Origin of the sequence: Amycolatopsis sp. (genome assembly GCF_036008905.1) — a bacterium.
Classification (GTDB): Bacteria; Actinomycetota; Actinomycetes; order Mycobacteriales; family Pseudonocardiaceae; genus Amycolatopsis.
The window spans coordinates 35,091-58,809 of record NZ_DASYMU010000012.1; the positions used below are offsets into that span (position 1 = coordinate 35,091).

General features: G+C 67.5%; 22 protein-coding genes. 13 read left to right on the top strand and 9 right to left on the bottom strand.

Annotated elements, in window-relative coordinates; translation table 11 throughout:
• The first annotated feature begins 90 nt into the window (after positions 1 to 90).
• A complete protein-coding gene (locus tag VGP60_RS01995; RefSeq protein ID WP_327546077.1) occupies positions 91 to 1,245 on the top strand; it encodes an NHL repeat-containing protein in 1,155 nt (384 codons plus the stop codon).
• Positions 1,242 to 2,645, top strand: a complete 1,404-nt coding sequence (locus VGP60_RS02000) for an alkaline phosphatase family protein (protein WP_327546078.1) — start codon at positions 1,242 to 1,244, stop codon at positions 2,643 to 2,645. Before VGP60_RS01995 ends, VGP60_RS02000 begins: the two co-directional genes overlap by 4 nt.
• Here VGP60_RS02000 and VGP60_RS02005 read toward each other — a convergent pair.
• Entirely contained in the window at positions 2,642 to 3,049 is a 408-nt protein-coding gene (locus VGP60_RS02005; RefSeq protein ID WP_327546079.1) for a CoA-binding protein, read from the bottom strand. The two genes, VGP60_RS02000 and VGP60_RS02005, sit on opposite strands and share 4 nt — an antisense overlap.
• A 24-nt stretch (positions 3,050 to 3,073) precedes the next feature.
• Positions 3,074 to 3,661, bottom strand: a complete 588-nt coding sequence (locus tag VGP60_RS02010; RefSeq protein WP_327546080.1) for a hypothetical protein — start codon at positions 3,659 to 3,661, stop codon at positions 3,074 to 3,076.
• A 151-nt stretch (positions 3,662 to 3,812) separates the two neighbouring features.
• Between VGP60_RS02010 and VGP60_RS02015 the strand changes: the two genes are divergently transcribed.
• Complete coding sequence (locus tag VGP60_RS02015) at positions 3,813 to 4,886, top strand: CE1758 family FMN-dependent luciferase-like monooxygenase (protein ID WP_327546081.1); 1,074 nt, start codon at positions 3,813 to 3,815, stop codon at positions 4,884 to 4,886.
• A gap of 111 nt (positions 4,887 to 4,997) precedes the next feature.
• On the opposite strand, the gene VGP60_RS02020 is transcribed toward VGP60_RS02015, so the two are convergent.
• From VGP60_RS02020 to VGP60_RS02035, 4 genes are all read right to left on the bottom strand, one after another.
• Positions 4,998 to 5,501: a VOC family protein gene (locus tag VGP60_RS02020; protein ID WP_327546082.1), complete on the bottom strand. Its 504-nt coding sequence runs from the start codon at positions 5,499 to 5,501 to the stop codon at positions 4,998 to 5,000.
• Between the two features lie 128 nt (positions 5,502 to 5,629).
• Complete coding sequence (locus VGP60_RS02025) at positions 5,630 to 6,514, bottom strand: alpha/beta hydrolase (RefSeq protein ID WP_327546098.1); 885 nt, start codon at positions 6,512 to 6,514, stop codon at positions 5,630 to 5,632.
• Positions 6,515 to 6,537: 23 nt separating this feature from the next.
• Positions 6,538 to 8,055, bottom strand: coding sequence for a wax ester/triacylglycerol synthase family O-acyltransferase (locus VGP60_RS02030; RefSeq protein ID WP_327546083.1), 1,518 nt, complete (start codon positions 8,053 to 8,055; stop codon positions 6,538 to 6,540).
• 59 nt (positions 8,056 to 8,114) lie between these two features.
• The gene (locus VGP60_RS02035) at positions 8,115 to 9,977 is read right to left on the bottom strand and encodes an ABC transporter ATP-binding protein (protein ID WP_327546099.1); all 1,863 of its coding nucleotides are present in this window, start codon (positions 9,975 to 9,977) and stop codon (positions 8,115 to 8,117) included.
• 122 nt (positions 9,978 to 10,099) lie between these two features.
• On the opposite strand from VGP60_RS02035, the gene VGP60_RS02040 reads away from it, so the two are divergent.
• The 5 genes from VGP60_RS02040 (at position 10,100) to VGP60_RS02060 (ending at position 18,185) form a co-directional block, all read left to right on the top strand.
• Positions 10,100 to 12,508 carry a glycoside hydrolase family 3 C-terminal domain-containing protein gene (locus VGP60_RS02040; protein WP_327546084.1) on the top strand — a complete coding sequence of 803 codons (2,409 nt, stop codon included), beginning with the start codon at positions 10,100 to 10,102 and terminating at the stop codon, positions 12,506 to 12,508.
• Positions 12,509 to 12,658: 150 nt separating this feature from the next.
• Entirely contained in the window at positions 12,659 to 14,308 is a 1,650-nt protein-coding gene (gene boxC, locus VGP60_RS02045; protein WP_327546085.1) for a 2,3-epoxybenzoyl-CoA dihydrolase, read from the top strand.
• A gap of 4 nt (positions 14,309 to 14,312) precedes the next feature.
• On the top strand, positions 14,313 to 15,734 hold the full coding sequence (gene boxB, locus VGP60_RS02050) for a benzoyl-CoA 2,3-epoxidase subunit BoxB (RefSeq protein ID WP_327546086.1): 1,422 nt from the start codon (positions 14,313 to 14,315) through the stop codon (positions 15,732 to 15,734).
• A 10-nt stretch (positions 15,735 to 15,744) separates the two neighbouring features.
• On the top strand, positions 15,745 to 17,331 hold the full coding sequence (locus VGP60_RS02055) for a benzoate-CoA ligase family protein (protein ID WP_327546087.1): 1,587 nt from the start codon (positions 15,745 to 15,747) through the stop codon (positions 17,329 to 17,331).
• Positions 17,328 to 18,185: an amidohydrolase family protein gene (locus VGP60_RS02060; protein WP_327546088.1), complete on the top strand. Its 858-nt coding sequence runs from the start codon at positions 17,328 to 17,330 to the stop codon at positions 18,183 to 18,185. Before VGP60_RS02055 ends, VGP60_RS02060 begins: the two co-directional genes overlap by 4 nt.
• Here VGP60_RS02060 and VGP60_RS02065 read toward each other — a convergent pair.
• On the bottom strand, positions 18,174 to 18,560 hold the full coding sequence (locus tag VGP60_RS02065) for a VOC family protein (RefSeq protein ID WP_327546089.1): 387 nt from the start codon (positions 18,558 to 18,560) through the stop codon (positions 18,174 to 18,176). The two genes, VGP60_RS02060 and VGP60_RS02065, sit on opposite strands and share 12 nt — an antisense overlap.
• Positions 18,561 to 18,625: 65 nt before the next feature.
• A complete protein-coding gene (locus VGP60_RS02070) occupies positions 18,626 to 19,093 on the bottom strand; it encodes a MarR family winged helix-turn-helix transcriptional regulator (protein ID WP_327546090.1) in 468 nt (155 codons plus the stop codon).
• A gap of 93 nt (positions 19,094 to 19,186) precedes the next feature.
• On the opposite strand from VGP60_RS02070, the gene VGP60_RS02075 reads away from it, so the two are divergent.
• The 5 genes from VGP60_RS02075 (at position 19,187) to VGP60_RS02095 (ending at position 22,658) form a co-directional block, all read left to right on the top strand.
• Entirely contained in the window at positions 19,187 to 20,152 is a 966-nt protein-coding gene (locus VGP60_RS02075) for a ring-cleaving dioxygenase (RefSeq protein ID WP_327546091.1), read from the top strand.
• 11 nt (positions 20,153 to 20,163) lie between these two features.
• Positions 20,164 to 20,778: an alpha/beta hydrolase gene (locus VGP60_RS02080; RefSeq protein WP_414640272.1), complete on the top strand. Its 615-nt coding sequence runs from the start codon at positions 20,164 to 20,166 to the stop codon at positions 20,776 to 20,778.
• Between the two features lie 82 nt (positions 20,779 to 20,860).
• On the top strand, positions 20,861 to 21,316 hold the full coding sequence (locus VGP60_RS02085; protein ID WP_327546093.1) for a GNAT family N-acetyltransferase: 456 nt from the start codon (positions 20,861 to 20,863) through the stop codon (positions 21,314 to 21,316).
• 78 nt (positions 21,317 to 21,394) lie between these two features.
• Entirely contained in the window at positions 21,395 to 22,219 is an 825-nt protein-coding gene (locus VGP60_RS02090) for a class I SAM-dependent methyltransferase (RefSeq protein ID WP_327546094.1), read from the top strand.
• A 37-nt stretch (positions 22,220 to 22,256) separates the two neighbouring features.
• On the top strand, positions 22,257 to 22,658 hold the full coding sequence (locus VGP60_RS02095) for a LapA family protein (protein WP_327546095.1): 402 nt from the start codon (positions 22,257 to 22,259) through the stop codon (positions 22,656 to 22,658).
• Between the two features lie 58 nt (positions 22,659 to 22,716).
• Here the strand turns inward: VGP60_RS02095 and VGP60_RS02100 are convergent, their stop codons facing one another.
• Positions 22,717 to 23,448 (bottom strand): hypothetical protein, encoded by a 732-nt coding sequence (locus tag VGP60_RS02100; RefSeq protein WP_327546096.1) that lies wholly within the window; start codon positions 23,446 to 23,448, stop codon positions 22,717 to 22,719.
• Positions 23,449 to 23,719: the final 271 nt, after the last annotated feature.

The following is a 23,719-nucleotide window of genomic DNA, read 5'->3' on the forward strand; positions in this document are numbered from 1 at the left end:
TGACCAGCGGCTGAACAACGGCCGAACTTCTTCGCCGGACCTACCTCCGGCCGTAGACAGGGCCGGATCGCGCGACGATCCTCGTCGATTGTGCGAACCCTCGCCGTAACCGGAACCCTCAGCGGCAGCGCCGCTTCGGTGGAACAGGGCGAGACCCTCCTGTTCACCTACTCGACGCCGCCCGCGACCGTGACGCCCAAGAACTGGGTCGGGCTCTACTCCGACCCCGGCAACGGGCCGGTCGACCAGCGCTATGTCGGCGCGTCGACGACCTGGCAGTACGTGACCCTCGCGGCGGGCACGGTGTCGTTCGGCACCGGAGCGCTCGCGCCGGGGAACTACCTCGCGTTCTACCTGCATGACGACGGCTACACCTGGCTCGCCGATCCGGTGAAGTTCAGCGTGCGTCCCACGCCGCGGACCGAGCCGCCGGTTTACCTCAGTGCTTTCGGACGTCCTGGCCGCGGGCCGGGACAGTTCGACCGCCCGGCCGGGGTCGGCATCGACCGGCTCGGCCAGATCTGGGTCGCCGACACGGGCAACGACCGCGTCCAGGCCTTCACCCGTGACGGCCGGTTGGTGCGGGTGCTCGCCGGGCGGGTGAAAGCGCCGGAGGCGGTCGCCGTCGACCAGGCGGGCAACGTTTTCATCGCCGACACCGGCAACAACCGGGTCGTCGAATACGCCTGGTGGGGCGGTTTCCTGCGTGAGTTCGGTGTCGGTGCGCTCGAGAAGCCGCGCGGTGTCGCTGTCGACGCTGCCGGAAACCTGCTGGTGTCGGATACCGGGCACGACCGGGTCGCCAGGTTCGACGGCCGAACAGGCGCTCTGCTCAGCTCGATCACCGAAAAGGTGAGTTCCCCGCAAGGCCTCACTTTCGATGGTGACGGCAACCTGTGGGTTGTCCAAAATGGCCGGACAGCGAGTGGAAACGTCGCTGTGGTCCGGTATTCGCCCGCTGGCTCGGTGCTCGGCACGATCGGCTACGGCCAGAGCAGCGAGTTCGGCGGCCTGTCCAACCCGGCTGGGGTCGCCGTCGACAAGGCGGGCAACGCCTTTGTCACCGTGCCCGACTACGGCTGGGTGGCGCAGTTCCGCACGGCCGGGCCGTTCCGCGCCGAGTTCGGCTTCGACGGGTACGGCACGCTCAGCTTCCCGCTCGGTATCGCGGTGGACGGCCAAGGCGCGATCGTGGTCGCTGACACCGGAAACAGCCGGATCGTCCATTTTGGAGCAAGCAAGTGACACAGCCCGACCTGACGCGGCGTCGAGTGCTCGGAGCCGCGGCGGCCGCCGCGCTGGGCTCGATGGTGCTCCCGCCGAACCTGCGCAAGGCGCTGGCGGACGAGTCGTCCCGGCCCGGCCGCGGCAGCCTGAAGGACATCGAGCACGTGGTGATCCTGATGCAGGAGAACCGCAGCTTCGATCATTACTTCGGCACGCTGCCCGGGGTCCGCGGCTTCAAGGATCCGACGGCGATGAAGCTGGCCAACGGGAATTCCGTGTTCCAGCAACCGTTCTCCGGTCATCCCGACGGTTTCCTGCTGCCGTTCCGGTACAACACCGGGACCACGAGCGCCCAGGCGACGCCCGGCCTGCCGCACAACTGGTCGGATCAGCACGACGCGTGGAACCACGGCAAGATGGACAACTGGATTCCGGCCAAGGGCGCCAAATCCATGGCGTACTACGCGCGTGAGGACATCCCGTTCCACTTCGCGCTGGCCGAGGCGTTCACCGTCTGCGACAACTACCACTGCTCGGTGCTCGGGCCCACGAACCCGAACCGGCTCTACATGTGGAGTGGCTGGATCGACCCGCAGGGCACCGCGGGCGGACCGGCCAACACGAACTTCATGTCGACGGAAAACCCGGCGCTGTCCTGGAAAACCTATCCCGAGCGGCTCACCGAGGCCGGGATCAGCTGGCGGATCTACCAGGAAGAGGACAACTACGACGACAACTCGCTGGCGTGGTTCCGGCAGTTCGCCGACGCACCGAAGTCGTCACCATTGTACAAGAACGGCATGATCAAGAAGTCCGCCGGCTGGTTCGAGCACGACGCCAAGAACGACAACCTGCCCGCGGTTTCGTGGCTGGTCGCGCCGTCCGCGCAGACCGAGCATCCCAACTGGATGCCCGCCGCCGGGGCGCAGTACATCGCGTCCAAAGTGGACGCCATCGCGGCGAACCCCGATGTCTGGGCGAAAACCGCGTTCATTCTGACTTACGACGAGAACGACGGCTACTTCGACCACGTGCTCCCGCCGACCCCGCCCGCCGGGACGCCGGACGAGTTCATCGGCGGTGTCCCGATCGGACTCGGCTTCCGTGTGCCGACGATCATCGTGTCGCCGTGGACCGCGGGCGGGTACGTCAACTCGAACACGTTCGACCACTCGTCGCTGATTCTCTTGCTGGAACAGCGTTTCGGCGTCCGCGAGCCGCATATCAGCGACTGGCGGCGGAAGACGGTCGGCGACATGACCGCCGCTTTCCGCTTCGACAAGCCGCGGGCGAAGTTCCCCACGGACAACGCGCAGCTCAAGTACCCGGCCACGGTCACGAAACTGCGGGCCGCGCAGGTCCAGGTGCGCGACAACCCCGCGCCTGGCGTGCCGACCGGCCCACAGCACCTGCCTTAGTTCTTGGTGATCTCGCCGATCGCCCGGACTACCGCGGTGCAGCGGTTTTCGACGTAGTCCAGGCCGCCGGCTTCGGCGATGGCACGTGCTTCGGCGGACATGATGCCCTGCTGGAGCCACAACGCCTTCGCGCCGATCGCGACGGCCTGTTCGGCGATTCCGGCGGCCTCAGGAGACGGGCGGAAGACGTCGACGAGATCCACCGGTTCGGGGATGTCGGCGAGGGTCCGGTACACCTTCTCGCCGAGCAGTTCGGTGGCGCTCGGGTGGACCGGGATGATCCGGAACCCGGCGGCCTGCAGCGTCGCGGGCACCCCGTGCGCGGCCTTGCCCGGGTCACGGCTCAGCCCGACGACGGCGATGGTTTTCGCGGCTCTCAGTACATCTTCGGCATAGTCGGCCATACCCGCTACAACGCCGCCGGCACGCTAAACCTTCCAGACGCGCAGACCACGAACGCGGTACACCGGCCACACGACGTGCCACGGCTTGCGCTTGAGAAACCGCTGCGAGCAGACGAGCACGTTGGCCGCCGAGCTTGTCGACACGTCGGCCCGGTCTTCCCAGACCGCGCCGGGCTCGCCGACGGCCAGGCGGAACGTGGTCAGCAACCCCCGGCCCGGCAGGTCGTACTTGGCGCCGCTGTCGCCGGACGCCGGGACGAGCGTCGCGATCTCGTCCTGGAAGATGCTCGCGAGGACCAGTTCACCTTCGACCGGCGTCCCGTTTTCGCGGGGGATGTCGTAGGCGCTGCCCAGCACGGCATTGCCATAGAGCCGCTTCGCGTACCTGGTCAGCAGCAGTCGTTCCCACAACGGCAGCAGCCGCCGGTGTTCGAGCAGGCTCGCGCACTCGTAGTGCCCGAGGGCGAACACGTCGGCGACGTTGTCGTAGGCGGTGCCGGCGGGTTCGGTGACGTGCAGCCGGACCTCGTAGCGGACGCGGGTGGTCAGCGCGTCGAGGTGTTCGCGGCGATCGAGCCGTGCCTTCGCGCGTGAGTGCAACCAGTCGGACATGGGTCTCCCTACTGTCGCGGACAGGTTAAGTGAGCGGAGCCGCTCGCGGGAGATCTTTCACGGAAATGCCTGGGGAACATCACGGCGCGTACCCGTGTTGAAGCGGGTGGTCCATGCAAATGCATGGAAATCAACCGCAAGGAGCGGGGCCGTGCAGATCGGCATTTTCGGCGTCGGCGACATCAACCCCGACGCGTACACCGGCGTTGCGCCCTCCGAGCACCAGCGCCTCCACGACATCATGAAGATCGCCCAGCACGCCGAAACGGTCGGCCTCGACGTCTTCGCGACCGGCGAGCACCACAACCCGCCGTTCGTGCCGAGCTCGCCGACGACGATGCTCGGCTACGTCGCCGCCCGCACCGAGAAGATCATCCTGTCGACGTCGACCACGCTGATCACCACGAACGACCCGGTGAAGATCGCCGAGGACTACGCGATGCTGCAGAACCTGGCCGACGGCCGGGTGGACCTCATGCTCGGCCGCGGCAACACCGCGCCGGTGTATCCGTGGTTCGGGCAGGACATCCGCCAGGGCATCCCGCTGGCGATCGAGAACTACCACCTGCTGCACCGGTTGTGGCGCGAGGACGTCGTCGACTGGGAGGGCAAGTTCCGCACGCCGTTGCAAGGCTTCACCTCGACGCCGCGTCCGCTCGACGATGTGCCGCCGTTCGTCTGGCACGGCTCGATCCGCAGTCCGGAGATCGCCGAGCAGGCCGCGTTCTACGGCGACGGCTTCTTCGCGAACAACCTCTTCATGCACATGACGCATTTCCAGCGGCTGGTCGAGTTCTACCGCAAGCGCTTCGAGCACTACGGCCACGGCTCGGCGGACCAGGCGATCGTCGGTGCCGGTGGGCAGGTGTTCGTGCGCCCGAACTCACAGGACGCGATCAACGAATTCCGGCCGTACTTCGACAACACGCCCATCTATCAGGGGCAGGGTTCGCTCGAAGAGGTCATGCGGGACACCGCGATGATCGCCGGCAGCCCGCAGCAGATCATCGAGAAGACACTGTCCTTCCGGGACTACTTCGGTGACTACCAGCGGCAGCTGTTCGCCGTCGACTTCGGTGGCATGCCGCTGAAGCTGGTGCTGGAGCAACTGGACCTGCTCGGTTCCGAGGTCGTGCCGACGCTGCGCAAGGAGTTCGACGCGCTGCGCCCGGTCCACGTCCCCGAGGCCCCCGTCCACCCGCGGCTCGCTCCGGTCGCCGTCTAGCCCTCCGCGCAAAAGCGGGAGCAAGGGAGCTTTACTGCCGTATGGCGGTAGTAAAGGTCCCCCGCTCCCGCGCTGTGGGGCTGATGGGGCTGCTGTTGCTTCGAGGCGGGATCAGCCGATGGTCTCGCCGTACATGACGCCGAGCGGGTCGGAGATGAGCTCGACGCGGGCGCCGTCGGGGTCGCTGAAGTAGATGGAGTTCTCGCTTTCGACCATGTACTCGATTCCGGCGGCGTCGAGGCGGGCGCGCTGCTCGGCCCAGCGCTCGGGCGTGACCGACAGCGCGAGGTGGTGCAGGCCGCCGAGCACTTCGGCGTACGGGCCGAGGTCGAGGCCGGGCAGGTCGAAGAACGCGACCGCGTTGCCGTTGCCGACGTCGAAGAAGAAGTGGCTGGAACCCGGGTAGTCGCGGTTCTCGAACAGTTCGGTGAGCGGGAAGCCCAGCACGCCTTGGTAGAACTCGATGGTCTTCTCGACGTCGCTGGAGATCAGCGCGGTGTGATGGATGCCGCGGCCGAAGGTCTTCGGGCGCTCGGCCGCGGGACGCAGGTGGCGCTCGCGGATCTGGTCCCTTGTGGCGCTCAGTGTCGCGACGGCGGTGGTGTCGAGAGGCATAACGTCCACGTCCTTGGGTCTTATCGGCTGATGGAGAGAACGCTACGCCGATATTGTCTCGCGCGCAAGAGGTTTGCGCGCGAGAGGTTGTGTGGGCAGCTTCGAGTCAGCGAAGAGATGTGGTCGGACTACTTGGTGGAGCTGGCCGAAAGGTGCCTGTCCGCGGTGCGCGCGATCGCGTCGATGAAGCGGGGCCAGAGCACAGGTGGCAGGTCGTGGCCCATGCCAGGGACGATGTCGAGTTCGGCGCCGGGGATGGCTTTCGCTGTCGCCCGGCCACCGGAGACGTGCACGAGCGGGTCGCGTTCGCCGTGGATGACCATCGCCGGGATCTTCAGTTTTCGCAGGGCGGGCGCCCGGTTCCGGCTGGAGACGATCGCGGCGAGTTGCCGGACCGTCCCGGCACGGTTGACCCCGCGGTCGTAGGTGTTCGCCGCGCGATCCCGCATGCGGCCTTCGTCGAACTGGTAACCGGGGGAGCCGATGATCCGAAAGGTGCGCACCAGGTAGGCGAGGTACGCCTCGCGGGTTTTCGGCGCCCGGCCGAGCAGCATCTGCGCCGCGCGGGCCGTCGGCCTGCCGACGTGGCGGCCACCGGTGGTCGACATGATCGAGGTCAGTGACAGCACCCGCTCGGGATGTGTGATGGCCAGCGTCTGCGCGATCATGCCGCCCATCGACGCCCCGGCCACGTGCGCGGCTGGGAGGTTCAGCTCGTCGAGCAGGGCCGCGGCGTCGTCGGCCATGTCCGTCAGCGCGTACGGCGACGACCGCAGGAGATACGCCGCCGGGGCGTACACCCGGCCACGCATCCGACTCGACCGTCCCGCGTCCCTGTTGTCGTAGCGGATCACGAAGAATCCGCGCTCGGTCAGCTTCTGGCAGAACTCGTCGTCCCACCAGATCATCGGCGCACCGAGACCCATGATCAGGAGGAGGGGCCTGTCCGACCTGTCGCCGAAGGTCTCGTAACAGAGAACGACCCCGTTGACGCGTGCCATGGTTTCGGCCATCGCCATCCCCCGATCTTCGTGAATCACTTCCCGGAAGTGTTGCTCGGTGCCTCCCCATTGTCGACCCCTGCGGGGGTGACCTGCTCGGCGAGCTTGGTCAGCTCGTCGAGCGCGTCGCGCAGGTAGTCGATGAGATTCCAGACGTCGGGGATCAGCTCACGACAGGCCACCAGCCCGAAGTCGAGCTGCCCGTTGTATGACATGACCGTGATGTTCAGCCCGCCGCTGGCGTCGGTGATCGCCGAGACCGGGTAGTGCCCGAGCAGCTTCGCGCCCGCTTGGTACAGCGGGAATTGCGCGCCGGGCACGTTCGACACAACGAGATTGAACAGCGGCGAGGTGGCGCCGAGATACCGCATCATCGCCCGCGCGGACAGCCCGCCGAGTGCCGCCGGCAGCATGCCGCTGAAGTCGACCAGCCACGACGCGGGAAGTGGCTGGTACCGCTTCTTCGCCTCGATCATGGCCTTGGTCACCTCGGCCAGGCGCTCGCCCGGATCGGCCACATGTGTCGGTAGCGGCGCCAGCATCATCGAGATCTGGTTACCGGCCGAGCCTGCCTGCGCGGGGGTGCGGACCGACAGCGGGACCATCGTGACCAGCGGCTGCTCGGGCAGCGCGTGGTGATCCTCGAGCCAACGGCGCATCGCGGTGGCGCACAACGCCATCACGACGTCGTTCACCGTGACGCCGAAGCTCTTCTTGAGCGTCTTCACCTCCGCGAGTGGCAACGAGCCGTACGCGAAGCGCCGATGCGGGCTGATCGGGCCGTCGAACGGCGTCTTCGGCGCGACCAGCTTCGGCCTGTCGACGTCGTGGCGACCGGGGCCTTGGCGGGTCAGCCTGCTGAGCACGCTGCCCGCCCTCGCCAGTAACTCGACGCCCGGCACCCGGGCCGCGACGCCGGGCAGCTCGTCGACATGCGGCAGCAGCTTGGGGATCGCCAGTACCGACTTGATCGGCTGCATCGCGATCCGCCGGATCCCGGTGGCCAGCAGCCCGAACTGGCTCGGCGTGTTCTCGGCCAGCCAGCGCGGCGGATTGTCGATTACGCGCGGCTCGACCGTGGTGTCCATCAACGCGCCGAGCAACTCCGCGCCGGAGACGCCGTCGATCGCCGCGTGGTGCACCTTCGTGTACAGCGCGATGTTGCCGCCCTGCAGCCCGTGGATCAGGTACGCCTCCCAGAGCGGGCGGCGCCTGTCGAGCGGACGCGCGGTCAGCCGGGAAATCTGCTCGGCGAGCTGCTGATCGTCACCCGGCGCGGGGAGCGCGATCTCGCGGACGTGGTACTCGATGTCGAACTCGCGGTCGTCGATCCAGTACGGGTGGTCGATGCCCAGCGGGACCTGCACGAGCTTCCACCGGAGCGGCTTGGCCAGGTGCAGGCGCCCGGCGATCAGGTCACGGACGTCGTCGAGGGTGATCTTGCCCCCGGGCGCGGTGGACGGATCGAGAATCGACAGGCCACCGACGTGCCCGGTGGTCGTGGTCGTTTCGGCGTTCAGGAACTGGACGTCCAGCGCGGTCAATTGACGCAATGTGGCCTCCTTGGTTCGATTCCATACTGTCGACGCGTTTCGCTCACGTCCATCCGCCGCTAGTGGCTCTCCACGCGATAAGCGCGCGCTTGGATTTCGTACAGTTCCTGATAAAGCCCGCCCGATTCGAGTAGTTCCCGATGGGTGCCCTGTTCGATCAGCCTGCCCTTCTCCAGCACCAGAATCCGGTCCACGTTCTTGATGTTGGCCAGGCGATGGGTGACCAGGACCGTGGTCCGTTTGCCGTGCTCCGTCGTGGTCGCGTGCTGGAGCCCGGCGAACACCCGTGCCTCGGCCTTCGCGTCCAGCGCCGCCGTCGGTTCGTCGGCGATCAGCAGCGAGGCGTCCCGGTAGATCCCGCGGGCGATGCCCATGCGCTGCCATTGCCCGCCGGAGAGATCCTGGCCGTCGTTGAACTTCTTCGAAAGTATGGTGTTTTCCTTGAGTGGCAGCGAATCCAGCACTTCATCGGCGCCGGATGAGGTAATGGCCTCGCGCCACGCGAGCTCGTCCGGGTCCTCGCGCCCGAGCCTGCCGACGGTGATGTTCTTCGCCGCGGTCATCGGCCATTCCGCGGGCTCCTGGGCGATGACGGCGATGTTCTCGTGCACCGAGTTGAGGTCGACCGCGGCAAGATCGACATCGTCCCAGTGGACGGAACCTTCTGACGGCGGGTACAGCCCGGTGAGCAATTTCCCGAGGGTGGTTTTGCCCGAACCGTTTTCGCCCACGAGGGCGATGACTTCCCCGCGGCGGATGGTGACCGATATGTCTCTCAGCGCGGCGGTCTCCTGCCCCGGATAGCTGAAGGAAACGTTTTCCAGCCGGATTTCCGCCGGGTTTCCGGGCGCGGTGATTTCCGAGGCCGGTGGCCGCCGCTGCTCGGACTCGGTGAGCAACTTGTTGTAGAAGTCGATGTAGAAGGAGTCCTCGTATAGCGAGTTGATCGCGCGCATGGTGTTGGACAGCGCGTTCGACGCCGTGCGCATCGCGAGGACCGCCGTTCCGGCCAAGGCGAGTTCCATCTGGCCGAAATAGAGGAGCAGGCCCAGCACGACGTACGCCAGCGCGGTGCCGACACCCGCCCCGGCGCGCCCGGTCAGCCGGACGAGGTTGCTGCGGTGGGCGAGCCTGCTTTCCTCGCGCATCAGGCTTTCGGTGATTCGCCGATACTCGCTCAGCAACGGCTCTTGCAACGTCAACGCGTGCCGTTCCAGCGCGAGCACCCGGTAGGTGGCGACCTCCTCGACCACGGATTTGCGGATGTTGCGGCCCACGGTGTCGAGGAAATGCTGGTAATTCAACTTCGCCACCCGCGCCGACGCCCAGCCGTCCGCGACCGTCGCGAGCAGGAGCACCGGCGCCAGCCACGGATTCAGCAGTCCCGCGGTGAGCATCGACGCCAGCAGCGCGACTGTCGACGCCATGAGATCCGCCAGCCGCCGCAGGCTCGTTTCGATCGACCGGACGCCGTAGCGGGCGCCCTGACGGGCCAGTTCACGGAAGTCGGCGTCCTCGAACGCCAACAGACTCACGCGCACGACAGCGGCGGTCACCTCGTCGTTCGCGGCGCGCACGACCTGTGGTTGCAGTGCGCCTTCGACGGCCGCCACCGCCGTGTCCAGCAGCGCGCGCACGGCGTAGGACGCCGTGACCACCGCTATGGACGGCAAGGAATCCAGCACGCGCTGCGGTGTCGGCCCGTCCTGCAACAGCGAGGCGAACACGTTCGCCGTCGCCAATAGGCCGAAAGCCGTGACACAGCCGGAAACCACGTGCACGATCCCCGCCAGCACGGTCAGCTTCGGGGACGTGCGCCAGGAAAGCCGCACCACGACGGCGATCGCCGTCGGCAGGGTGCGGACGGCCTGCTTGAACCCCGCGGCGACCACTCGCTGGTCCACCGCGGCCCACTCGGGCATTTTGATGTTCTCGACCCCGATCAGGGGCTCGGAAGACTGCACCCCTTTTTCCTACCCGATGTCACCGACAGTTTCCGACCGCTAACTCGGCAGAGACGATTCATTCAGGGAAGATGAGATGTATGAGCAACGAAGCACTCGTCGAGGAGCTGCTCGGCAAACTGGACCTGGACACGAAAACCCGGCTGCTGGCCGGACAGGACATGTGGACGCTGCCGGCGCTCCCGGAGATCGGGCTGGCATCGCTGGTCATGTCCGACGGACCGGTCGGGGTTCGCGGGGTCCAGTGGTCGGCCGAGGATCCGTCGATCGCGTTGCCCAGCCCGACGGCGTTGGCCGCGACCTGGGACCCGGACCTGGCCAGGCGCACGGGTGGGCTTCTCGCGGCCGAGGCGCGGCGCAAGGGCGTGCACGTGTTGCTCGCACCGACGGTCAACCTGCACCGAAGTCCCTTGGGCGGGCGGCATTTCGAGTGCTACTCCGAAGATCCGTTGCTGACCGGGGTGATCGGCGCGGGCTTCGTCAGCGGTGTCCAGGCGGGCGGGGTCGGGGCCACGGTCAAGCATTTCGTGGCCAACGATTCGGAGACCGAACGGCTGACGGTCGACGTCCAGGCGAGCGAACGGACCCTTCGCGAGCTTTATCTCGCCCCGTTCGAGTACATCGTCGAAACCGCGCAGCCGTGGGGAATCATGGCCGCCTACAACAGCGTCAACGGCTCGACGATGAGCGAGCACAACGCGTTGCAGAACGGCGTCCTGCGCGGGGAATGGGGCTTCGGCGGGTTCATCGTGTCGGACTGGCTGGCGGCGAGGGACACCGCACGGGCGGCAAACGGCGGGCTCGACGTCGCGATGCCCGGGCCGCAGACCGTGTTCGGGGAGCGGCTGGCCACGGCCGTTCGTGCTGGTGAGGTGGCCGAGGGCGTTGTCGACGCGATGGTCCGGCGGGTGTTGCTGCTGGCCGCCAGGGTGGGTGCGCTCGAAGGCGCCACGGCCGCTGAACCGTCCGAAGTGGACACTGAGGGACTTCCGCGCGAGCTGGCGGCGAGGTCGTTCGTGTTGCCGCGTAACGAGAATGATCTCTTGCCGTTGCGGCCCTCGGAACTGCGCAAGGTGGCGCTGATCGGGGCGGCGGCCGCTCAGCCGCGGATCCTGGGCGGTGGCAGCGCGACGGTGTTCCCGGCCGCGGTCACCTCGCCGTTGGGCGGCCTGCGCGCCGCGTTGCCCGACGACGTCGAGCTGACGTACTCGCTCGGCGCGGATCCGCGCACCACGCTGCATCCGGCGTCGGACGGCTTCTCGCTGCGGGCAGTCGCGCGTGACGCCGAGGGGGAGGAGCTGGCGTCGTTCCCGTTGCGGGAGGCCAGTGTGAAGTGGATCGGTACGCTGCCGGGCGCGGTGGACGGCGAGCGGCTGCGCAGCGTCGACATCGTCGGCAGCTTCACACCTGGCTCTACCGGCTCACACACGTTCGGGCTGACCGGGGTGGGAGAACTGAAGCTGGTCATCGGCGGCGAGGTCGTGTTCGACGGGCCGAACTGGCCGACGGGCGACCTGGTCACCGCGATCATGTCGGTACAGGAGTTGCGGTTCGATGTGCCGCTGACCAGCGGTGAGCCGGTCGACGTGGTGCTGTCGTACACCTTGCCCGCGCGGCCGGAGAGTGTCGGCGCCGGTGATTTCACGTGGATTTCGTTCGGCCTCGGTTACGTCGATCCGGCGCTCGACGCCGACGTGCTGATCGAGCAGGCCGTGGCCGCGGCGGCGGAATCCGACGTCGCGATCGTCGTGGTCGGCACCACCGAGGAGGTGGAGAGCGAGGGCTTCGACAGGCGTTCGCTCGCGCTGCCCGGGCGGCAGGACGAACTGGTGCGGCGGGTCGTGGCGGCGAATCCGCGCACGGTCGTCGTGGTCAACGCGGGTTCGCCGGTGGAGCTGCCGTGGGAGGTCGACGCGGTGCTGCTGACCTGGTTCCCCGGGCAGGACGGCGGCGCCGCGCTGGCAGACGTCCTGCTCGGGCTGGCCGAGCCGGGCGGGCGGCTGCCGACGACCTGGCCGGTGCGGATGGCGGACTGCCCGGTGCTGCGCGTCGAGCCGGAGGACGGCGTGCTGCCGTACGAGGAGGGCGTTTTCATCGGGTACCGCGGCTGGGAGCGGAGTGACCACGAGCCGGGTTACTGGTTCGGGCACGGGCTCGGCTACACCTCGTGGGAGTACGTCTCGGCCGAGCTTCACGACGGCAAAGTGCGGGTCAGCCTGCGGAACACCGGCGACCGGGCCGGTCGTGAAGTGGCCCAGCTCTACCTGTCGCCCGTTGGAGTGGATCTTGACCGCCCCGCGCGTTGGCTAGTCGGCTTCGCTTCTGTCCACGCCGAGCCCGGCGCCACCGTCGATGTCGACATCCCCATCTCGTCCCGCGCCGCCTCCACCTGGACCCCCGAAGGCTGGCGCGCCCAGTCCGGCCAGTACCTCCTGGAAATCAGCCACTCCCTCCCCGACCCCCGCCTGACCCTCCCCCTCGCCTACTGAAGTGGCGGGCACCCGGACGGGTGATCTTTGGGGTGACGAGGTGCGGGAGTGGTTGAGTGGAAGTTCGTCACCTGCGACGTCGGTGAGCTACCTCTTTGATTAGCATCTACACAACATTGACGTGCGTAATTCTTGTGTAGACAATCAGGTGTGGCCTCCCCAGACGTCGTGACTTTCGATCGCCATCCCGACTCCTATCGGCATTGGCGGATCCGTATCGACGGCGAAGTCGCCTGGCTGGAACTGGACGTCGACGAGAACGGCGGTCTGGTCCCCGGTTACGAGCTCAAACTCAACTCGTACGACCTCGGCGTCGACATCGAGTTCTACGACGCCACCCAGCGCCTGCGGTTCGAACATCCCGGCGTCCGGACGGTGGTGGTGACCAGCGCCAAGGACAAGGTCTTCTGCGCCGGCGCGAACATCCGCATGCTCGCCGGGGCCTCGCACGCGTGGAAGGTGAACTTCTGCAAGTTCACCAACGAAACCCGCAACGCCATCGAGGACGCCACCGCCAACTCCGGCCAGACCTACATCGCCGCGGTGAACGGCACCTGCGCCGGCGGCGGGTACGAAATCGCGCTGGCCTGCGAAAAGATCCTCCTGGTCGACGACAACTCCTCGACGGTCGCGCTCCCGGAGGTGCCGCTGCTCGGCGTCCTGCCCGGCACCGGCGGCCTGACCCGCGTGGTCGACAAGCGCCGCGTCCGCAAGGACCTCGCCGACGTCTTCGCCACCCGCTCGGATGGCGTGAAGGGCAAGACGGCCGTCGAATGGCGGCTGGTCGACGAACTCGTGCCGCGGGTCGAGTTCCGCGAAACCGTCGCGAAGCGTGCCAAGGAGATCGCCCGCGAAAGCACTCGTCCGCTCGATGCGCAGGGCATCGAACTCACCCCGCTGCAGTGCGAGGTGACCGACGACGGCCTCCGCTACTCGCACGTCAGCGCGGTGTTCGACCGCGCGCTCGGCACGGTCGCAATTACTGTTCGCGGGCCCGAGGACGAGCCTGGCGACCTCCAAGAGCAGGGTGCCGACGGCTGGCTGCTCGCCATGACCCGTCAGCTCGACGACGTCATCCTTCGCTTGCGCACCAACGAAACCGAGCTCGGCACCTGGGTACTGCGCACCGAAGGCGACCCGCACAAGGTGCTCGCGCACGAACGCGCGGTACTCGATTCGCAAGACTGGCTCGCCAACGAAGTCGTCCACTACTTCAAGCGCACCCTCAAGCGCCTCGACGTCACCAGCCGCAGCCTGATCGCGCTGATCGAGCCGGGCAGCTGCTTCGCCGGGCTCCTGTTCGAGCTCGCCCTCGCCGCGGACCGTCAGTACATTTTGGACGGACCGCCTATCGACGACGAAGAGAGCGAAGCGCGCGCGTCGATCACGCTGTCGCCCGCCAACTTCGGCGTCTTCCCGATGGGCAACGGCCTGTCCCGCCTCGAATCCCGCTTCTACCGCGAAGACGACCACATCTCGTGGCTGAAGCGTGAAGCCGAGCTGTCGCCCACTGAGGCGAAGGAACTCGGCCTGGTCACCGACGCGCCGGACGACCTCGACTGGGAAGACGAGATCCGCATCGTGCTCGAAAGCCGCGCGTCGCTGAGCCCGGACGCGCTCTCCGGGATGGAGGCGAACCACCGGTTCGTCGGCCCGGAGACCATCGAGACCAAGATCTTCGGCAGGCTCGCGGCCTGGCAGAACTGGATTTTCGTCCGCCCTAACGCTTCGGGTGAGGAAGGTGCCCTGCGTCGCTACGGCACCGGTCAGAAAGCTGTCTTCGACGACAAGCGGGTGTAGGGAAATGCCGGAAAAGATCGACTACGACGCCAAGATCCCCAACAACGTCAACCTCGCCGGGGACCGCCGCCTGCAGCGCGCGCTGGAGGGCTGGCAGCCGAAGTTCATGAACTGGTGGGGCGAGATGGGCCCCACGCTGGAGACGCAGGGCGTCTACCTGCGCACCGCGGTCAGCGTCGGCCGTGATGGCTGGGCGCATTTCGACCACGTCAACGTGCCGGACTACCGCTGGGGCATCTTCCTCGCCGAGCGGGACGTCGACCGCACGATCGCGTTCGGCGAGCACCGCGGCGAGCCGGTCTGGCAGCAGGTCCCCGGCGAGTACCGCTCCGAGTTGCAGCGCCTGATCGTCATCCAGGGCGACACCGAGCCCGCGTCGGTCGAGCAGCAGAAGCTTCTCGGCCTGACCGCGCCGAGCCTCTACGACCTGCGCAATCTGTTCCAGGTCAACGTCGAAGAGGGCCGTCACCTCTGGGCCATGGTCTATCTGCTGCACGCCTACTTCGGCCGCGAAGGCCGTGACGAAGCCGAAGGCCTGTTGCTGCGTAACTCCGGCAGCCCCGACGCGCCGCGTATCCTGGGCGCGTTCAACGAGGAGACCGCGGACTGGCTGGCGTTCTACATGTTCACCTACTTCACCGACCGCGACGGCAAGTACCAGCTCGGGACGTTGAAGGAGAGCGCCTTCGACCCGCTCTCGCGCACCTGCGAGTTCATGCTCAAGGAAGAAGCGCACCACATGTTCGTCGGCACCACCGGTGTCGACAGGGTGGTCCAGCGCAGCGCCGACCTGGTCCGCGAGCACGACACCGTCGACATCGCCGCGCACGGCGGCATCCCGCTGGAGATCATCCAGAAGTACATCAACTTCCACTACACCGTCTCGCTCGACCTCTTCGGCAGTGAGACCTCCACCAACGCGGCGAACTACTACACCGCGGGGCTCAAGGGCCGCTGGATGGAGACCCGGCGCCGGGACGACCACAAACTCACCGAAGACGCCGCCACGCTGGAGAAGCCGCGCGGGGACGGGACCTGGGGCGTCGACGAGCTGCAGGCGATCCTGCTGCTGAACCTCGACCTGCGCAGCGAGTACATCGCCGACTGTCAAACCGGGGTGAACCGGTGGAACAAGATCCTCTCCGAAAGCGACATCTCGTACAGATTCGCCCTTCCCCACCCTGGATTCAACCGCGAAGTCGGCATAAACTCCGGCCACCATGTGACACCCGACGGCACCATTGTGGACGAGCAGACCTGGCAGGCCAGCAAGCGGAAATGGCTGCCCACGACAGAAGACCTGACCTTCGTGCGCTCGCTGATGCACCCGGTCTACGAGCGCGGCAAGATCGCCAGCTGGGTGTCGCCGCCGCGCCAGGGGATCAACGGCAAGCCGTTCGACTACGAGTACGTGTACCTCACGTAAGGGGCGCGCAGTGACCGTTCCGCCAGATGCCTTCAACGCGGCCGACTACCTGCTGGGCAGGCACGTCCGGGAGGGCCGTGGTGACAACACCGCGGTGGTGTCGGTCCGGCGGACGCTCAGCTACGCCGAGTTGAACGCGGAAGCACTGCGGGTCGCCGCGGGCTTCCGGCGGATCGGCGTGCGCCCGGAGGAACGGGTGATGCTGTGCATGGTCGACGACGTCGAGCTGCTCACCGGCATCCTCGGCGCGATGTACACCGGCGCGGTCCCGGTCCCGATTTCGACCATGGTCACCGGCCTCGAGCTGGGGAAAGTCCTGACGGACTCACGCGCCCGCGTGCTCTGCGTGTCCGGCGAGTTCGCGGCGCAGGCCTCGATCGCGGTCGATCTGGCGCCGGAGGTCACCGACGTCGTGCTCGACCGGGCGCAGGCCGCCGAGCTCCCGGAGAAGGTCCGTTCGCACTCCTGGACCACCCTGTCCACAGTGGATGATCCGGACTTCGCTCCACATCGGACCTGGGAGGACTCCCCGGCGCTGTGGCTCTACACCTCCGGCACCACCGGGCAGCCCAAGGGCGCGATGCACCGGCACGGCAGCGTCCGCGCGGTTTGCGAGACCTACGCGAAGGACATCCTCGGCACCACCGAAGAGGACAGCTTCCTGTCCGTGCCGAAGTTGTTCTTCGCCTACGGGCTGGGGAACTCGGCGTTCTTCCCGCTCGCGGCGGGTGCCACCACCCTGCTGGAACCGGCCCGGCCGACCCCGGCGCTGATCGCCGCCCGGGTCCGGGAGGACAAGCCGACACTGTTCTTCGGCGTCCCCACTTTCTATGGCGCGGCGCTGGCCAGCGACATCCCGGACGACACGTTCGCTTCGGTGCGCCTGGCCGTGTCGGCGGGAGAACCGCTGCCGTCGGTGCTGTTCGAGCGGTTCCGGGACAGGTTCGGCGTCGAGATCCTCGACGGGATCGGGTCCACCGAAGCCCTGCACATCTTCTTGTCGAACCAGCCTGGCCAAGTCCGGCCGGGGAGCACGGGCGTTCCCGTGCCCGGTTACGACGTCCAGCTCCTCGACGAGGCCGGTGAGCTGATCGACGGCACGGGCAAGCCAGGCGAGCTGTATGTGTCCGGGCCGTCCATCGCCACCGGCTATTGGGCCCGTTACGAGACCACGAAACACGTCTTCCAGGGCGCCTGGCTGCGGACCGGCGACAGCTACGTCCGCAACGACGACGGCACGTACACCTGCCTGGGCCGCTTCGGCGACATGCTCAAAGCGGGTGGGATCTGGGTCTCACCCGCGGAGGTGGAAGAGCGGCTGCTGCAGCATCCGTCGGTCGCGGAAGCCGTGGTGGTGGCCGCGCCGGACGCCGACGGGATCGACAAGCCGGTGGCCTGCGTGGTCGGCGTGTCGGACCACACGATCGACCCCGACGAGCTGATCGCGTTCTGCCGCGCGGGCCTGGCTTCGTTCAAACGGCCGAGAGGCGTGGTCGAACTGGCGGAGCTGCCCAAGACGGCGACGGGCAAGATCCGGCGTAACGTGATCCGGGAAATGGTCCGAGAATCGCTCCAGGTGGTGCTGAAGCCCCGATGATCGACGGCGAAATCATTGTCGACGCCCATGTCCACGTACCGAGGCTCTCGACGCTGAAGCCCGCCTGGATGGAATGGGCGCGCGAGTTCTCCCGGGGTCATCCGTGGCGTTCGGCGTACGACGACGACGGCAACCCCGTCCCGGAGAAGCTGGACGCGTTGCTGGAAGCCGAAGGTGTCGACAGGGCGCTGCTGTTCTGCGAGTACAGCCCGCGGGCCACCGGGATCCAGCCGATCGAAGACAATCTGCCGCTCGTGAAGTTCAACCCGACCCGGTTCCGGCTGGTCGGATGCGTGAACCCGCATCTGCATCACCCGCTCGCCGCGGAAGTGGAACGGCAGCTCGATCTGGGCGCGGTGGCGTTGAAGATCCATCCCGTGCACGGCGGGTTTTCGCCCGCGGACAAGGAGATGTACCAGGCGTACCAGGTGTGTGCCGAGCGCGGCGTGCCGGTGATCCTGCACTCCGGCGTCAGCAGCTTTCCCGGTGCGCGCGCGAGTTTCGGCAACCCGGAGCTGATGGCGGACGTCGTCGAGGACTTCCCGGACGTCCAGTTCGTCTTCGCCCACGGCGGTCGCGGCTGGTGGTACGACGTCGCCGCGTTTTTGGCGCTCGCCAAGGACAACGTCTGGCTCGACCTCGCCGGCCTGCCGCCGAAGAAGCTTCCGGAGTACTACGCGCGCTTCGATTTCACCCGGCTGGCGGGGAAGTTCCTGTTCGGCACCGATTGGCCCGGCGTCCCGGGCGCGAACAGGAACGTGCGGGCACTGGCCAAACTCGGTTTGCCCGCCGAAGTGCTCACCGGAATTCTGTCGGGCAACGCTGCCAAACTCTTCCCCGGCTTAGACGTCTAGACGGGTTTGGTGCAGGCACAGGGTGTTGCCCTCGGTGTCGACGAACCAGGCCGCGCGCTCGGCGCCGAAGTCCGCGATGTGGTTGACGGTCCTGAGTCCTTCGCCATCGAAGTCCTGGAACTTCACGCCCATGTACTGCAATGCCAGCATCTCGGTTTCCAGGTCTTCGACCTCGAAACTCAGTGCGGTGCCCCGGCTCTGGGTGCCCGCGTCCGCCGTGCGGAGGCCGATGATGCCGGCGCCGGCCTCGAAGTACAGCGTGCCGTCCGGGCTCGCGCCGGTCGGGCGCAGGCCGAGGGTGTCGGCATAGAAGTGTCCGGCCCGCTTCCGGTTGGTCACCGGAAGCATGGTCGTGATGGTCGATTTGGTGAGCATGCGGCCATCGTGCGCGCGCGGGAGCCGAAGGTGTTATCGCCCGGACGGGGTGAGTTTTTCACCGATCATGCCTTGTTCACCTCACGAAGCGTGCGCATCGCTTCGGCGAGTGATCTTGACGCGTCCGGCCCGAGTGGGCCGAGGACCGTGCGTCGCAGGATTTCGGCACAGGCCTCACGGGCGCGGTTCGCGACTTCCAAGCCGTGCTCGGTGAGCTCGGCGAAGGTGACGCGCCGGTCGTCCGGGCTGGGGACGCGGCAGATGAGGTCGGCGGCCGCGAGCCGATCGGCGACCTTGGTGAACCCGCCGCTGGAGAGCGCGGCTTCCCCGGCCAGCCGGGTCATCGGCATTCGGTGGTCGGGCGAGCGGACCAGCCGGATGAGAATGTCGAAGGAGGCGGGGGTGAGTCCGAAGCGCTCGGCTATCTCGCCCATCAGCTTGTCCTGGGTCGCGAGGTATCCCTCGATCACCAGGCCCCACCAGGTGACGATCTCGTCGTCATCGGTTCCGGGGTCGGGAGTGGTCGTCGTCACCAGGCCAGCGTACAGCAGATCTCTCACCGGAATATATCTTGCGCGCAAGAGGTTATGAGGTTAGCTTAGAGAGACCGGCCCCAAGGAGACGAAATGTCGATCAAGACCAGCGGCTTGCACCACGTCACCGCCATCGGCGGCGATCCGCAGGGCAACGCCGACTTCTACCTGCGAACGCTCGGGCTGCGGCTGGTGAAGACCACCGTCAACTTCGACGACCCGGGTACCTATCACCTTTACTACGGCGACCAGTCCGGCAAGCCCGGCTCGCTGATGACCTTCTTCCCGTGGAAGGACGCGCCGCGCGGCCGTCACGGCAATGGCCAGGCCACCACGACGTCGTTCTCCGTGCCGGAAGCGTCGATCGGGTGGTGGAAGCAGCACCTGGCCGCCGGCGGCGTCGAGACGAGTCAGATCCGCAACGCCGACGACGAGGACACGCTCACCTTCCGGGACCCGGACGGCCTCGAGCTCGCGCTCGTCGCGCACCCACATGGCGACCCGCGTGACCCGTGGGACACCGCGCTGGTGCCCGCACAGCACGCGATTCGCGGGTTGCACTCCGTGACGCTGTCGGTGTCCAAAGAGGATGCGACCGCCGGGATGCTGACGGACGGGCTGGGCCTGACCTTCGCCAGCCAGGACAGCAATCGCTTGCGCTTCTCCGCCGGTGAAGGCGGACCGGGTGCGCTCGTCGACGTCCTCGTGACGCCGGACGCGCCGCGCGGCCTCGTCGCCGCGGGCACTGTCCACCACGTCGCTTGGCGGGCGCCGGACGAGCCGACCCAGGCCGCTTGGCGTGAGGAACTCGTGGACAAGGGCGTGAACGTGACGTCCATCCTCGACCGGCAGTACTTCCGCTCGATCTACTTCCGTGAGCCGGGTGGCACGCTGCTCGAAGTCGCCACGGACGAACCGGGCTTCGCGATCGACGAGCCGCTGCTGGAGCTCGGCCGCGCGCTGAAGCTGCCGCCATGGCTCGAGCCGAAGCGCGAGGACATCGTCGCGATGCTGCCGAAGCTCAACCTTCCGACCGAGAACAACCCGGAGCTGTCGTGAGCGCGTTGCTGATGGACCACAAGTATGTCGAGGGCGACGCGGACGCCCCGGTGCTGTTGCTGCTGCACGGCACCGGCGGCAGCCCGGACGACCTCTTCGGCCTCGGCCGTGAGCTGAGCCCGAAGTCGGCGCTGCTGGCGCCGGCCGGGCCGGTCTCCGAACACGGCGCCCCGCGCTGGTTCCGGCGCCTCGCCGAGGGCGTCTTCGACTACGAAGACGTCGTCGCGCGGACCGGTCAGCTGGCCGATTTCGTCGGCATGGCCTCGGAAACCTATGGACTGACCGACCGGCGGCTCGTCGCCGTCGGGTTCTCCAACGGCGCCAACATCGCGGCCGCACTTACGCTGTTGCGGCCGGATGTGCTGCGCGAAGCCGCGCTGTTCGCGTCGATGATGCCGCTGCCAGCGCCGCCCGCGCTGGACCTCGCCGGTACCCGGGTGTTCCTGTCCAATGGCGAACGTGACGCGATGGCGCCGCTTGACTCGAACGACCAGCTCGTGGCGTCCCTGCGGGACCACTCGGCCGAGGTGACTTCGCACCGGCACCCCGGCGGGCACCAGATCACGCTCGACGGCGTCGAAGCCGCCAAGGCCTGGCTGGCTCGTGAGTGGCAACAAGTGTTCTAACACTCGTAGCCACTCACGAGCCACCCACCCAGCCGGCCCTTATTAATTTACAAGTAAAGCGTGGCGCAGTAGCGTCCCCGGCATGGAGATAAGAATCGCCGGGGACGCTGCCGCGCTCGCGGAGTTGAATCAGCTTCTTTATCTGGAAGACGCCGGAACCCATGATCCGTTCACCGATATCGAAGCCGCCCTCGCGGACGCGATGAACTATTTCACCGGATTCCTCGACGACGAGTCGACGACCGCTTTCCTGGCCGTGGAGAACGGATCCGTGGCTGGTTATCTCGCGGGCCGGTTCTACGCCAAAAGCCTCCGGCGGAAGGTTTCGACGGCGGAGTTGGAAAGTATCTATGTACGGCCGGAATTCCGAAACCGTCAGGTGGGCGCGTTGCTGGTCGATTCCTTTTTCCGCTGGGCCGTGGAAAGGGGAGCCGGGCGTGCCGCGGTGAACGCCTACTTCGCGAATGAGTCCGCGCGCCGGTTTTACGAGCGTTTCGGTTTCGCGCCGAAGAACGTCACGCTCGACATGGCATTGTGAGTCAGTCCTTCGGCGTCATGAACGACGACAGTCCGTGACGTGGCGTCACCTTCAAGGTTCCGGGTAGGAATGACTCCCATGGACGCACTCGAGGCTTGGTCGGCGCAGCTCGCGGGCTGGGCGATCCCGGAGCACATCCTCGCCGCCGCGCCCGAATCGCCGTGGGTCCTGCCGCACGCCGTGTTCGTCCGGCGCGCCGACAGGCATCTGCGGACGCCGTCCGGCGCGACGTACGAGCAGCTCACCAAGGCCCTGTCACCCGGTGGGACCGTGCTCGACGTCGGCGCCGCGGCCGGTGCGGCGAGCCTGCCGGCGGGTGAGCTGATTTCGCATATCACCGCCGTCGACACGAACGAAGCCCTGCTGGCCGAGTTCGGCGAGCGGGCCGGGGCGATCCCGCACCGGCTGGTCCAGGGTCGCTGGCCGGACGTCGCCGCGCAGGTCGAGCCGGTGGACGTCGTGGTCTGCGCGCATGTTCTGTACAACGCGCCGGACCTCGCGCCGTTCGTCGAAGCGCTGACGTCCCGCGCACGGCGGCGGGTCATCGTGGAGACCGCCGAAATCCATCCGCTGACCTCGCTCAACCCGCTGTGGCAGCGGTTTCACGGCATCACCCGCCCGGCCGGGCCGACCGCGGACGACGCCGTCGCGGCACTGCGGGAGCTCGGTCTCGACGTCGACGTCACGCGCTGGAGCAAGGCCGCCGCGCCCGAATACCGGCGTTTCGACGAGCTCGTCGACGTCAGCAGGCGGCGGCTTTGCCTGCCGCCGGAAGCGGCCCCCGAAGTGGCCGAGGCGCTGCGGGAAATGGGTGTCGATTCCCGGACGCCGCCCGACCTCGGCTCCTCCGGCCGCAACGTCGTGACCTTGAGCTGGGCGGGCGTTCATCCATTCGAGGATTAAATCGGCGCTTATCGCCCAATGGGTTGACAATTGGCCTATGACTCACGCCCAGGACGGCAAGCACGCGGCGTCGCGCGCTGCCGAAGAAGTCCACGTTCCGGCGCAGGAGTCCGCTGAGGACCGCCTTCCGCCGGCGCCGCCCGTCGAAACCCAGCCCGCCCCGGCGGCTCCGGCCAAGAAACTCCGGCCCACGCGGGTGAGTGGCACCTGGGTGGCCGTGATCATCGCGCTGCTGGTGCTCGTTTTCCTGCTGGTCTTCATCCTGCAGAACCTGGACACCGCTTCGGTGCACTTCCTCGGCATGTCCGGCAGCCTCCCGCTCGCCGTCGCGATGCTCTTCTCCGCGATCGCCGGCGCCCTGCTGGTCGCGCTCGTCGGTGGCGCCCGGATTCTCCAGCTGCGCAAGGAAACCAAGAAAGCCCGCCGGTCCGTCCGCTAGACCCCACCCGGGAAACACGGCTACACAGCGGGGGAACACGCTGGCGCGGCGTGTTTCGTCAGAGGGCGCGGAGGAGGGCTTCGCAGGTGTCGGCGTCGCCTGCGACGGTGAGGTGGGCACGGGCGTCGGCGAGGCGCAGGTTCCCGGTGCTCAGGCGCCAGAGGGTGTGCGGATCGGTGGTGACGCCGGCGTAAGGCGAGCGCGGCGGCGGGCGCTGGTCGAGGACCCAGCCGTCGGCGGTCCGGGTCGCGGACCACGTGCCGCCGGCAAGGCCGGTGACGGTGATCGCCACGCGTTTTCCCTTGGGAGCGGCGACGTCGCGCAGGGCGAACGGGAGCGACCGCAGCAGTGTGTCGACGACGGGGGCGAGAAAAGCCGCCTCGTCGAGCAGCGGGAGGTCGAGCGCCTCGCGGATCAGCTGGTGCCGCACCCAGTAGCCCGCGTACTCCCGCGCGGTTGTCAGCCACCGCGGCACGCCGTCGAGCACCTCGTCCAGGTCGACCTTTTTCCACAGGTCGACGAGCTGTCCATTGCTGTCCACGAGCAGCGCGAACAGCACTTCCGGCGACAGCTGGCGGCACGCGACGAGCCATTCGCCGTCGTCAGGCGGGACGTCGTGGCCGTCGCGGTCGCTCGACAGGCGGCGCAGCTTGTCGCCGAGGATGCCGGCGGCGAGATCGTGCACGGCCGGGGTCCACTTCTCGGAGCCGAGGACGTCGATCAGGGACTGTTCCTCCCTGGCGAGTGCGGGGAGGACGTCCAGCGGCGGGCCCCACGGCGACTCGGTCATGTGGCGATTCAAACACCCGGTCCGGCGGCGCGGACTGCCCCATCCGGCTGAGGCCGTGTCTAGTGGCTCTTGTTCGCGGTATCCGCGCCCAGGCGGCCCCTGGTCGCACCGGGGATTCACCCGAGTACGTCCAGTACGAGGGCGAATCCCCGGCACAACCAGGAACCACCTGGATCACGAATCCCATCGAACAGAACCACCAGACACGCCCCACCCGACGAGGAGAGACCTGACGTCATGACGACGATCGACATCATGTTGCCGTATTACG